The organism is Candidatus Amarolinea aalborgensis (genome assembly GCF_900491745.1).
GTDB lineage: Bacteria > Chloroflexota > Anaerolineae > SSC4 > Amarolineaceae > Amarolinea > Amarolinea aalborgensis.
Window position 1 is genome coordinate 1 of the sequence record NZ_UETR01000019.1, and the last position, 13,724, is coordinate 13,724.

6 protein-coding genes are annotated in these 13,724 nt (G+C 62.8%); all 6 read left to right on the forward strand.

Annotation, left to right across the window (positions count from 1 at the left end; genetic code table 11):
• On the forward strand, nucleotides 1-890 hold an 890-nt coding region (locus ACPQ6D_RS17845; protein WP_423225708.1), incomplete at its 5' end, for an AMP-binding protein.
• Nucleotides 891-2,443: 1,553 nt separating this feature from the next.
• Entirely contained in the window at nucleotides 2,444-5,038 is a 2,595-nt protein-coding gene (locus tag ACPQ6D_RS17850) for a M4 family metallopeptidase (protein ID WP_423225709.1), read from the forward strand.
• 831 nt (nucleotides 5,039-5,869) lie between these two features.
• Entirely contained in the window at nucleotides 5,870-6,958 is a 1,089-nt protein-coding gene (locus ACPQ6D_RS17855) for a transposase (protein ID WP_423222339.1), read from the forward strand.
• Between the two features lie 1,198 nt (nucleotides 6,959-8,156).
• Complete coding sequence (locus tag ACPQ6D_RS17860) at nucleotides 8,157-11,009, forward strand: hypothetical protein (protein WP_423225710.1); 2,853 nt, start codon at nucleotides 8,157-8,159, stop codon at nucleotides 11,007-11,009.
• A gap of 369 nt (nucleotides 11,010-11,378) precedes the next feature.
• A complete protein-coding gene (gene lepA, locus ACPQ6D_RS17865) occupies nucleotides 11,379-13,181 on the forward strand; it encodes a translation elongation factor 4 (RefSeq protein WP_423225711.1) in 1,803 nt (600 codons plus the stop codon).
• A 150-nt stretch (nucleotides 13,182-13,331) separates the two neighbouring features.
• Entirely contained in the window at nucleotides 13,332-13,676 is a 345-nt protein-coding gene (locus tag ACPQ6D_RS17870) for a nucleotidyltransferase domain-containing protein (protein ID WP_423225712.1), read from the forward strand.
• The last annotated feature ends 48 nt before the right edge of the window (nucleotides 13,677-13,724 follow it).

Here is a 13,724-nt window from a genome sequence, read left to right on the forward strand (position 1 = left end):
TGATTGTGCCCGGAGATTACTTCGACGCGTTCAACACCTTGCGCGCCATCGAGCAGGAACGGTGCACCGCCCTCTATGGCGTGCCGGCTATGTTCATCGCCGAGTTGAGCGACGCGCGCCTGTCATCGTTTGACCTGACGTCCCTGCGCACCGGCATCATGGCCGGCAGTCCTTGCCCCATCGCGCTGACCCGACGGGTGGTGGCAGAGATGGGCGTGCGTGAGCTGACCATCGCGTACGGCTTGACCGAAGCCAGCCCGATTGTGACGCAGACGCGTGTGACCGATCCTCCGGTGCGGCGCATCACCACCGTGGGCAAACCCCTGCCCGGGGTCGAAGTCCGCCTGGTTGACCCGGTGAGCCGCCAGGATGTGGCGGTCGGCGGCTACGGTGAATTATGGACGCGCAGCCCGATGGTGATGCCGGGCTACTTTGCCATGCCAGACGCGACGGCCGACGCCATTGATGCCGACGGCTGGCTGCACACCGGCGACCTGGCGATGATAGATCGTGACGGGTACTATCACATCACCGGACGCATGCGCGACATGATCATTCGCGGCGGCGAGAACATCTACCCGCGCGAGATCGAAGACTTCCTCGACACCCATCCAAAAATCGCGCAGGTGCAGGTCATCGGCGTGCCAGATCTGAAATACGGAGAGGAAGTCATGGCGTGGATTCAACTGCGCGCGGGTGAATCGGCCACGGTCGAGGAGATTCGCAGCTTCTGCCGCGGCCAGATTGCCAACTACAAGATTCCGCGCTACATTCGTTTCGTGAGCGACTTCCCGTCCACGGCCACGGGTAAGGTTCGCAAGAACGTCATGCGCGAGATGGCCATCGCTGAGTTGGGGCTGCAGGCGCTGGAGGCCATCGAAACGGCCTGAGGAGGCGGCATCCCCTTGCGAAGGCTGGCTGCACGGCGCATCGCCGGGCAAGCCGAAATCTCCCACTGCGACGCAACAGCCTTACACGGCCGGCCTTCGCAAGGTTGGTTGGTTCTGTGGTGACCAACCCTCGCAGGGATGCGTGGACATCACGGCGCCAGCCGGAGCCGACGCTGCGTGACTTTGAGTGCGCTGACCGGTCGCAGCCCTGCGAGGGGGCGACGTCCCCTTGCGAAGGCTGGCTGCACGGCGCATCGCCGGGCAAGCCGAAATCTCGCCCCGCGGCGCAGCCGCGTTACCGGGCGCGCCTTCGCAAGGTTGGCCCCGCACGACCAACCCTCGCAGGGATACGTGGACATCACGACGCCAGCCGGAGACGGCGCTGCGTGACTTTGAGTGCGCTGACCGGTCGCAGCCCTGCGAGGGGGCGGCGTCCCCTTGCGAAGGCTGGCTGCACGGCGCATCGCCGGGCAAGCCGAAATCTCGCCTCGCGGCGCAGCCGCGTTACCGGGCGAGCCTTCGCAAGGTTGGCCCCGCGCGACCAACCCTCGCAGGGCTGCGTGGACATCACGACGCCAGCCGGAGACGGCGCTGCGTGACTTTGAGTGCGCTGACCGGTCGCAGCCCTGCGAGGGGGCGACGTCCCCTTGCGAAGGCTGGCTGCGCCGCACATCCCCGGGCAAGCCGAAATCTCGCCCCGCGGCGCAGCCGCGTTACCGGGCGAGCCTTCGCAAGGTTGGCCCCGCGCGACCAACCCTCGCAGGGCTGCGTGGACATCACGACGCCAGCCGGAGCCGACGCTGCGTGACTTTGAGTGCGCTGACCGGTCGCAGCCCTGCGAGGGGGCGGCGCCCCCTTGCGAAGGTTGGCTGCGCCGCACATCCCCGGGCAAGCCGAAATCTCGCCTCGCGGCGCAGCCGCGTTACCGGGCGAGCCTTCGCAAGGTTGGCCCCGCGCGACCAACCCTCGCAGGGATACGTGGACATCACGGCGCCAGCCGGAGACGGCGCTGCGTGACTTTGAGTGCGCTGACCGGTCGCAGCCGCGAGGCAACGGCTATGCTTGGAAGCACACTGGAATTTTCACCACATCTTGATGCGCTAACCGTTGCTACTGTATCCTTAGGTACTCGTTCGCCATCTCTGTTCCCCGTAACTATCCTATTCCTATCTTGGTTTTGGTAGGCCGCCCTTTTATCCAGGGCGTTTCCCAGCGAGAACCCTTGATTTAGACAAACATACGCATGTACGCGCCACGTGTCTTTCGTATGTTAGCGACTGGGGCCGCTCCTGTCAGCCGCGATTGCCGGCAGCTTGACGCTGGCTCAGACCGGCGGCGCGTCTCGGCTTGGAAACACGGTCAACCAAACGGAGAGGAGGTGACACTGCACATCGTTTTTCTCTGTCAAACCAATCAGCAGCCGTCGTAAGGTGATGGATAGGCAGCATCGAATCGCGTTTTCAGTAGACGGTCTCCGCCTGCGTCCACCACCGCCGCTCCTCGATAGATAGTCTGTCGTCCCATTACAATGTATGCGCAAGGAGTATCCGATCATGCAACGCAACAGATTCCCTGTGGTGCTCATCTTTCTGGTCATGCTCACTCTGCTGGCCGCGACCGTGGTTGCCCAGGCCCAGACCGCACAGAACAACTCGCCCTCGCGGTCTAGTCAACCTGCAGCTCCGGCGGGGCCTGAATCAGTCGCTTCGGCCATTCAACGGCTGACCCAGGGCGCCGACGGCGACGTCATCGTCAGCTATCGTGCAGCCACGGGCATGGCCAGCTTCATCCGCGTCTCCAAAGGCGGCGATTTGATGCCCACTGGCAGCGGCCAGGCGCCGGAGGCCAAGTCCATGGCTTTCCTCACCGATTTCGGCGCGGCCTTTGGCCTGACTGACATCTACGCTCAGTTGCTGCCCACGGGCCGCCAGACCGATGGGTATGGCGCCACGCACTTCTCCTACAATCAAGTGCAGAACGGCGTGCCAGTCTTCGGCAGCTTCCTCAAGACGCACCTGGACGCCAATGGCAAGCTGACCGCGGCCAACGGCGCCATCGTCCCCGGCATCAAGATCAGCACGACGCCAACGATCTCTGCCAGCAGCGCCGATGCGACCGCTGTCGCGGCCGTGACCGGAGACGTGCGGGTGCTGAACTCCCGTCTCCTGGTTTACCGCGAAGGGCTGCTGCAAGACACGCCTAACGGCGCCGACCACCTGGTTTACGAAGTCGAAGTCGGCAATGGCAGCACGATTCGCGAGTTCGTCTACGTTGACGCCCACACCGGCGCCATCGTAGATCGAATCAACGGCATCGAGAATGGCGACACATCTCCCACGGCTCTTTCCCGTCAGCTTTCCGAGACCAGCCTGGCCAACGTGGTGTGGACCAACCCGCCCGATCCGGATCCGATCCCGGGCGGATGGGCCGGCGGCACCGCGCAGCAGATCATTGACTGGAACAATGAGGCATCGGGCTCCAAGGAGAGCTACAACCTGTTCGGCAGCATGGCAGGCCGGGATTCCTACAACAACGCCGGCGCGATGATGCGCACGGTCAACAACGACCCCGGCATTTCCTGCCCCAACGCCAACTGGAACGGCACCAGCACCAACTACTGCACCGGCGTCACCTCCGACGACGTTGTCTCGCACGAGTGGGGCCACGCCTACACTGAATACACCAGCAACCTCATCTACGCCTGGCAGCCCGGCGCCATGAACGAGTCCTACTCCGACATCTGGGGTGAGACGGTGGACCTGATCAACGGCCGCGGCAGCGACACCCCCGGCGGCCCGCGCGCCTCTGACGGCAGCGCCTGTTCAACCTTGGGCGCCGGCACCCCCAGCACGGACGTGACCTATCGCTGGCTGATGGGCGAGGATTCGACAGCCTTCGGCGGCGCGATTCGCGACCTATGGCGGCCTGAGTGCTATGGCGACCCCGGCCGGGTATCTTCAGCCAGTTACACCTGCAGCACCGCCGACGGCGGCGGCGTGCATACCAACTCCGGTGTGCCCAACCATACGTATGCGTTGCTGGTTGACGGCGGCACCTATAACGCCCAGACCGTCACCGGCCTGGGCCTGACCAAGGCGGCGCATATCTTCTGGCGCGCGCAGTCCACCTACCTGGGGCCGGCCTCAGGCTTCCCTGACCTGGCGAGCGCGCTGGCGCAGTCGTGCACCGACCTGTTGGGCGTGAACCTGAACGCGCTCAGCACCAGCAATGCCACTCCGACGCCCTCCGGCCAGATCATCACGGCGGCCGACTGCATCGAGGTGGCTGATGCCACGGCGGCGACACAGCTCACTACGCCGCCTACTCAGTGCAACTTCCAGCCGTTGCTCAACCCCAACGCGCCCGCGCTGTGCAGCGGCGGTCCGGTCAACACGATCTGGAACGATCCCTTCACCAACGGCATCGGCGCCTGGACGCTCAGCCACAACTTCCCCTACATCACGCCGATTGACTGGACTGCTGCGACGCCGCCCACCCCCTCGCCGGGCAGCGGCGGACTGGCTGCTTTCGGCGCCGATCCCAACACCGGCAACTGCTCTGGCGCCGCCGGCGATAACTCGGGCGTCATGCAGATGACCAGCCCGGTCATTCAGATCCCGGCCGGCATCGTCACGCCGCGCTTGAGCTTCAACCATTGGGTCGCGACCGAGTTCCGCTATGATGGCGGCAACCTCAAGATCAGCGTCAACGGCGGAGCCTTCACGTTAGTTCCACAGGCTGCGTACACCTTCAATGTCCCCAACACAACCTTGTACACGGCGGGACAGGGCAACACGAACCCGCTGGCCAGTCAGCGCGCCTTCACCGGCAGCGACGGCGGCAGCGTCTCCGGCAGCTGGGGCCAGTCGCAGATCAACCTGCTGGCGGCCGGCGTTGCGCCCGGCAACACGATTCAACTGCGCTATGACATGGGCATGGACGGCTGCGGCGGCCTCTTCGGCTGGTACGTGGACGACGTCAATGTCTACGCGTGCGAGGGCGTGCCCACTGGCGTAACCTTAAGCAGTGTGGCCGCGCGCCCCGAGTCGCCAGCGCCGTTTGCCACGGCGATCCCGCTCGTCGCTCTACCGCTGGCGTCCGGCCTGGCGCTGGCTGCAGCGTATGTGGCGCGGCGGCGGAGACGGTAATTTCGTGAGATAGGGGCAGAAAGCAGAGAGCGTGACTGATCAAGAAGGAAGCTTGAGGCCCACTTACTCTATTTTCCACCTTGTCTGACCGCCGTGGACGCGGCGATCAATCAAAGAACCGGATGGGTCCCACGATCCATCCGGTTTTTTTGACCAATTGCCAACTGCGACCGCTGGGTCTTGTCGCAGCCCTGCGAGGGGCGGCACCCCCTTGCGAAGGCTGGCTGCACGGCGCATCGCAGGGCAAGCCGAAATCTCGCCCCGCGGCGCAGCAGCGTTACCGGGCGGGCCTTCGCAAGGTTGGCCCCGCACGACCAACCCTCGCAGGGCTGCGTGGACATCACGGCGCCAGCCGGAGCCGACGCTGCGTGACTTTGAGTGCGCTGACCAGTCGCAGCCCTGGGGGCGACCTCCCCTTGCGAAGGCTGGCTGGACGACAGATCATCGGGCAAGCCAAGATCACCCTTTTCGGCTTTTGCTCCTTACACGGCGGGCCTTCGCAAGGTTGGTTGGTTCTGTGGCGACCAACCCTCGCAGGGATTTGTGGACATCAGTCCGTCGGCGTGTGGCGACGTTGCGCGCCTCTGAGTGCGTCCTCCGGTCGCAGCCCTGCGAGGGGGCATCTTTCGGGGGTAGGTTTTTTTGAGAAGAGTGAGCGAAACAGCGTGACTTCGTGTAAGATAGAGTTTACCAAACAACCTATCATACTGGAGGTCACAGATGTCTCGCTCAGAATCATTGTTGCAGTGGACGACATGCGTGTCAAGTAATCTGCCTCAGTTATCAGTAAGTCAGGCCCGGGTGCTGGCGTGGTGGAGTTTTGGGATCGCGATGACGGGCAGTTGTGGGCGCTACACGGTGGCAACCTTTCTCGGTCTGCTGAGCGGACAGAAAGTGGCCACGGTGGAGCAACGGCTGTATGAATGGTGCCTGGATGCCAAAGACAAGGGCGGGAAGCAGCGGCAAGAACTGGTCCTCAGCACCTGCCAGTTGGCGCTGCTGCAGTGGATCATCCGCTTGTGGGTGGGCACGCAGTTGGCCTTGACCCTGGATGCCACGAGCCTGGGGGATCGATTTGTGGTTCTGGCCGTGAGCGTGGTCTACCGCGGGTGTGGGATTCCTGTGGCCTGGACGGTCTTGCCGGCTGGCGCCAAAGGCGCATGGCGCAAGGAATGGCTGCGCCTGCTGCGCTTGTTGCGCCCGGCCGTGCCCCCAGAGTGGACGGTGATTGTCCTGGCGGATCGGGGCTTGTATGCGGGCTGGCTCTATCGTCGGATTGTACGACTGCACTGGCATCCCTTCCTGCGCATCAACAATGGCTCGAAGTTTCGGCCCCAAGGCCGTGCGCACTGGTACTGGCTCAAAGACTTGATTGGTACTGTCGGCCACCAGTGGCAGGGCCGCGGTAGTTGCTTCAAACATCCCGCCAGCCGCCTGGAATGTACGCTGCTTGCCTGGTGGAGCGAAGCCAACGAGGACCCCTGGTTTGTTCTCACCGATCTCTCACCGACCCAGTCGTCCGTTACCTGGTATGGCCTGCGCTCCTGGTGTGAGCAAGGCTTCAAGTGCAACAAGCGCGGCGGCTGGCAATGGCAGTTGACCCGCATGCACCATCCCGAGCGTGCCGCACGCCTCTGGCTCGCCCTGGCGGTCGCCACCCTTTGGATGGTCAGTGTTGGCACCGAGCTCGAATGCCGGACCAACCTTGACGACCCAGACCTGCCCGACCTGCAGGCCTTGCTTGACCACAAACCTGTGCGTCGTATCCGCCTCCACCGCTTGGGTCGCCTCTGGCTCTTGGTCGAGGCCATCGCACGCCAAGCACTTCACCTGCCACGACAACTTTTACCGGAACCGTGGCCGGCGCCACTTTCACCGACACAAGCTGTACTGGCACCCTGTCCGGAGGTGCCGCCATGAAAAACCTACCCCCGAAAGCGAGGGGGCATCCCCTTGCGAAGGCTGGCTGCTCCACGCTACGTTGGGCAAGCCGAAATCGCCCTCTTTGGCTCTTGCTCCTTACACGTCGGGCCTTCGCAAGGTTGGTTGGTTCTGTGGCGACCAACCCTCGCAGGGATTTGTGGACATCAGTCCGTCGGCGTGTGGCGACGTCGCGTGCCTCTGAGTGCGTTGTCCGGCCGCAGCCCTGCGAGGGGCGGCGCCCCCTTGCGAAGGCTGGCTGCACGGCGCATCGCCGGGCAAGCCGAAATCTCGCCCCGCGGCGCAGCAGCGTTACCGGGCGGGCCTTCGCAAGGTTGGCCCCGCACGACCAACCCTCGCAGGGATACGTGGACATCACGACGCGAGCCGGCGACGGCGCTGCGTGACTTTGAGTGCGCTGACCGGTCGCAGCCCTGCGAGGGGGCGACCTCCCCTTGCGAAGGCTGGCTGGACGACAGATCATCGGGCAAGCCAAGATCACCCTTTTCGGCTTTTGCTCCTTACACGGCGGGCCTTCGCAAGGTTGGTTGGTTCTGTGGCGACCAACCCTCGCAGGGATTTGTGGACATCAGTCCGTCGGCGTGTGGCGACGTTGCGCGCCTCTGAGTGCGTCCTCCGGTCGCAGCCCTGCGCGGGGGCATCCCCTTGCGAAGGCTGGCTGCACGGCGCATCGCCGGGCAAGCCGAAATCTCGCCCCGCGGCGCAGCCGCGTTACCGGGCGGGCCTTCGCAAGGTTGGCCCCGCACGACCAACCCTCGCAGGGATACGTGGACATCACGACGCCAGCCGGAGCCGACGCTGCGTGACTTTGAGTGCGCTGACCGGCCGCAGCCCTGCGCGGGGGCATCCCCTTGCGAAGGCTGGCTGCACGGCGCATCGCAGGGCAAGCCGACATCTCGCCCCGCGGCGCAACAGCGTTACCGGGCGGGCCTTCGCAAGGTTGGCCCCGCACGACCAACCCTCGCAGGGCTGCGTGGACATCACGGCACCAGCCGGAGCCGACGCTGCGTGACTTTGAGTGCGCTGACCAGTCGCAGCCCTGCGAGGGGCGGCATCCCCTTGCGAAGGCTGCTTTGAAGTTGACGCATCGGCGTAATTGTCCTATACTGCGACCCACGATTGCCGCCCGATTTCCCCCACACCTCTCTGTTTCTTTTCAGGCTTGGAAGGAGTTCACATGCCAAACAGACGTCTTCTCAATGTGCTGGCTATCCTGGGGTTGCTCCTGGGAGTAGTCGTGTCTGGTGTGCAGGCGAGCGCACCGTCGCGCCCGGCTGCCTCTTCCCCCATTTATGGTCCGTTCACCAGCGAGGCTGTTTACCCCACCGTTTGGAATGGCGACATGCGCGACCTGCCCCAGGGCAACGCCGGCAAGACCGCGCCAAACCAACTGTTTCCCCTACGCTTGACGCCATCTGAGCGAGCGGCTGCCGGTTGGGCTTCGGTTCTCGATCCCAACGCGCAGACTACGCCTGGCGCCGGGCAGATGCCAAACCCGATCATGAACTTCGGTGCGATGAGCTATAGCGCGAACGGCGCCGGCTGGCCGCCCGACGTGAACGGCGCCATCGGCCCCAATCACTACGTCGAGGGCGTCAACACCTCGGTCGGCATCTATAACAAGACCACTGGCGCCTTGATCAGTGCGGTGACCTTCAACAACTTCTTCCCTGCGTCTGTGGGCGTACCCTGCGACGCCAACAACCAGGGCGATATCCAGATCTTGTACGATCAGACGGTTAGTCGCTGGGTCGTCACCGACTTTGCCTGGTCTGGCGCCACTGGCCCGTACTATCAGTGCATCGCCGTATCCCAAACCAGCGATCCGGTCGCAGGCGGCTGGTACTTCTACTCGCTGCGCGCGGATACCGGCATCTTCACGTCTTACCTCAATGACTATCCCAAGATGAGCGTCTGGTCCGACGGCTGGTACATGACCGCCAATATGTTCGACCAGATTGGCACCGGCTTTGGCGTACGTGTATGGGCCTTGAACCGCAGCCAGATGATCACCGGCGGCGCCCTGCAGGAAGTACACTTCGACACCTGCACCGACTCCACTTGTGATGCGCTGCTGCCGTCCAATTATCATGGCGCCACCGCGCCGCCGGCAGGCGCGCCGAACTACCTCCTTTCCGCCACGGCGCCTGACCTGCTCAAGATGTGGAAGTTCCATGTAGACTGGACCACACCAGCCAACTCCACCTTCACTGGGCCGACCCTGTTGCCGGTGACCGCCTTCGAACCGGTTACCTATCAGGTGCCGCAGCAAGGGACCGCGCGCCTGCTCGATACCCTCAGCTTCCGCCTGATGAACCTGTTGCAGTACCGCAACATGGGCTCTTACGAATCGTTGTGGGCTTCACACACGGTGGACGTGGCGGGCAAAGCCGCCGTACGCTGGTATGAAGTGCGCGCACCTGGCGGCGCAACTAACGTTTATCAGACCGGCACCTACGCCTTGAATGATGGCCGCCATCGCTGGATGCCCAGCATCGCGGTGGACAAGGATGGCAACGCCGCTGTGGGCTACAGCGTTTCCAGCAGCACGATGTACCCTGCGCTGCGTTACGCTGGCCGCCGCGTCGGCGAGTCCCTGGGGCAACTGCCGCAGAACGAAGCGGTCCTCATCAATGGCACCGGTTCACAAACCGGCATCAGCCGCTGGGGCGACTACTTCTCGCTGACCATGGACCCGGCCGATGATTGCACCTTCTGGTTCGCGGGCGAGTACCTGGCCGCCAACGGCAACAACTGGAACACGCGCATCGGCTCGTTCAAGTTCCCCTCTTGCGGACAGTCCCTGGGCACGCTCAGCGGTCGCGTCTATAACACCGTGACCAATGCCGGCATCCCCGGCGCACCGGTCAACCTGGTTGGCGCCGAGACGATGACCGTGGTCACCGACGGCGCAGGCAACTACAGCGCTAATGTGCTTCCTGGCACCTACGACATCACGGCTGGCCCGCTGCTGCCTGGTTATCCAACCGCGGTGACGGCCACGGGTCGCACGGTCGGGGCTGGCGGTACCACGGTGACTGACATCGGCCTCGTGCCGGTGCCAAACCTGGCCTACAATGCCTCCACCGTCAGCGGCGGCAATGGCAACAGCGTGCCGGAGCCGGGTGAAGTGAACCTGCAACTGCGCGTCAACCTGACGAACAACGGCGCCGCCACCAGCACCGGCATCAACGCCGTGCTTTCGACTTCGACGTCCGGCGTGACGATCTCGCAGAACACCTCGGCCTATCCGAACATCGCGGCCGGCGGCAATGCAAATAACACCACGGCGTACGTCATCTCGCTGGCAGATACGCTGGTCTGCGGCACCCTGCTCAACTTCCAGTTGGCGGTCACGTCCGACCAGGGCCCGTACACGATCAACTTCACCATGTTGGCTGGCAGCCTGCAGCCGCCCACGGCCCTCTTCTTCGATAATTTCGAGAACGGCGTCAACGGCTGGACCACAGGCGGCACCCTCAACACCTGGGCGCAGGTGACGAACCTGTCGTACAGCCCCACGCACTCCTGGACCGATAGCCCGGGCGGCGTTTACCCCAGCAACATGAATGCCTGGCTCAAGTCGCCGAACCTGAACCTGACCGGCAAGACGAACATCTCGGTCTCTGGCTGGTACACGTACGCCCTCGAAGCCGGTTATGACTATGCTTACCTGGAGTACTCAACCGACGGCGGCACGACCTGGAATCCGTCCTACCTGGCTCGCTTCAATGGCGTCTCCCAGAGCTGGATGCAAAGCTCGGTCAATGCACCCGTGCTGGACAATCAGGCTAACGCGGCCCTGCGCGTGCGTGTGACCTCAGATTCCGGCGTGGTGGCCGATGGCATCTATGTAGACGACTTCGCGGTCAACTACACGCCTATCGTCTGCGAGCCGCCGACGCCCACGGCTGTGCAGTTGAGCAGCGTCAACACGGCGACACCCACGCTGCCCTACGGCATGCTGGCGGCCGCGCTGACCCTGCTGCTGGCGGCTGGCGCGGTGGCCTGGCGCCGCCGCGCGGTCTGAGCGAATGAAATCGCGCCTGATGGGCGTACCGCCGGGCGTTCACCTGCGTGGACGCAATGCTGCTCGCCGAAGTCCTGGTGGCGGGACGCCCATTCGCCTCGAATTCATTCGACGGCTTGATGCAGGGCGCCCCCGTTACCTGACGTGACGAAAACAAAAGGCGGTCTGTCGCACTGATGGGCCGCTTTTTGTTGGGCGGATCTCGGAGATCAGAGACCAGAGATCGGGAGGGGAGTGCTGCGCCGGTCGTAGGCCATAGGCCCATGCCCACAAATTTCTCCCACCGCAATCTCCGGTCTCTGGTCTCCCATCTCCAATCTCTACTCTCCAATTGCACTTTTTCCGCTTTCTCGTGTAGAATCTACCACTATGGATCAATCGCTGATACGCAATTTCTGCATCGTGGCGCATGTGGACCACGGGAAGAGCACCCTGGCCGACCGCCTGCTGCAGCTGACCGGAACGGTCTCTGATCGCGACATGACCGATCAGATGCTGGATACGATGGACCTGGAACGCGAGAAGGGCGTCACCATCAAGGCCTCGGCGGTGCGCATGAGTTACACAGCCAGCAGCGGCCAAACGTACGAAATCAACCTGATTGACACGCCCGGCCATGTGGACTTCTCCTACGAGGTGTCGCGCGCGCTGACGGCCTGTGAGGGCGCGGTGCTCGTCGTGGACGCCAGCCAGGGCATCGAGGCGCAGACGCTGGCCAATCTGTACCTGGCGCTGGAGCATGACCTGGAGATCATCCCCGTGGTCAACAAGATTGACATGCTGGCGGCGCGACCGGACGAGGTGGCGCACGAAATCGGCGAGCTGATCGGCACGCCGATTGATGATGTCATTCGTATCTCGGCCAAAGAAGGCTTGAACGTGACTGCGGTGCTGGAATCGGTGGTCAAGCATGTGCCGCCGCCCAAAGGCAACGCCGCCGCGCCGCTGCGCGCCCTGGTATTCGACAGCCATTACGACGCGTACAAGGGCGTGGTGGCCTACGTGCGTGTCTTCGATGGTTCGTACAGCCTGGGGCCGAACCTCAAGGTGATGTCGAGTGGTCTGCGGGTGGAGCCGTTGGATGTGGGCATCTTTGGCCCCGGCATGATCCCAACCGGCGAACTGTCAGCCGGCGAAGTTGGCTACATTGCGACTGGCCTCAAGTCGGTGCGCGACTGCCGCGTGGGCGACACCTTGACCACCTGGCTGCACAGCGCGGAAGCGCCCCTGCCCGGCTATGAACCATCCAAGCCGATGGTGTTTGCCGGGCTGTACCCGACGCGGGGGGAGGACTATGCCCTGCTGCGCGATGCGCTAGAAAAACTGCAGCTCAATGACGCCTCGCTGATCTTCGAACCGGAGAGCAGCCAGGCCCTGGGTTTTGGTTTTCGCTGCGGCTTTCTCGGCCTCTTCCACATGGAAATCATCCAGGAGCGCCTGGAGCGTGAATATGACCTCGATGTGCTGTTTACTGCGCCGAGCGTAGAGTACCGGGTGACCAAGACGAACGGCGCCGAGCTTTTGGTGGACAACCCGGTGGAACTGCCGCCCGAAAGCGAAATCACAGAGATTCGCGAACCGTGGATGAAGATCACGGTTTTTACACCGGTGGAATACATCGGCCAGGTGATGGACCTGGCAACCAAGCGCCGCGGCGAGTTCGTGAATCAAGAATACCTGGACGAGCGCCGCGTGCTGCTCACCTACCACATCCCCCTGGTTGAAATTCTGGTGAACTTCTACAACGATCTCAAGGCGCGCACGCGTGGCTATGCCAGCATGGACTATGCCTTCGACGATTACCGGGTGGCCGATATGGTGCGCCTGGATGTGCTCATCAACGACATTCCGGTGGACGCGTTGTCAGTCATCGTGCACCGTGACCAGGCCTTCCAAAAAGGGCAGCGGCTGGTCAGCAAGATGAAGGAAGTCATCCCGCGCCAGCAGTACGAGGTGCCGATTCAGGCCGCGTTGGGCAAAAAGATCATCAGTCGGGCCAACGTGAAGGCCTATCGCAAGGACGTGCTCTCCAAATGCTACGGCGGCGACATCACGCGCAAGCGCAAGCTGCTCGAGAAGCAAAAGGAAGGCAAGCGCCGTATGAAGATGGTGGGGCAGGTTGAGATCCCGCAAGATGCTTTCATGTCCGTGTTGAAGCTGGATGAGGATTAGTCTCACTTGCACAAAAAGCAAGGATTGTCCTGCCACGAATGACACGAAAGCAGAAGGATCAATTCGTTTAATTCGTGCAATTCGTGGCTAAGATCGTCCTGTTTGGTTCCGGTGGGATCGTGGCAGGGAGCCATGATTGGAGAATAGATCATGCAAAGACTGGAAGACATGTCGGCGCCGTTCCTTGATGTGGCCTTGATGACCGACATCAAGGCCACGGTGGCTCGCAGTGTGCCAGGGGCACAAGTCATCCTGTTCGGCAGCCGCGCGCGTGGTGATGCAAAGCCGGAATCTGATTATGATTTGTTCATCCTTGCCCCGGCCGGACTGACGCGTGATGTCAGGGAATCTCTGCGCGATTGTTTATATGATGTTGAGTTAGACTATGATGTTGTTTTGTCGGTTTTTGTGTATGATCTAATCACATGGGACTTGCCGATCTACCGGGCCATGCCGTTGCACCAGCATGTTGATCAGCAAGGCATCGTGCTGTGATCGGTGACCTGGTAAAATTTGATAAGGCCAATCGGCATGAAAAGCCAA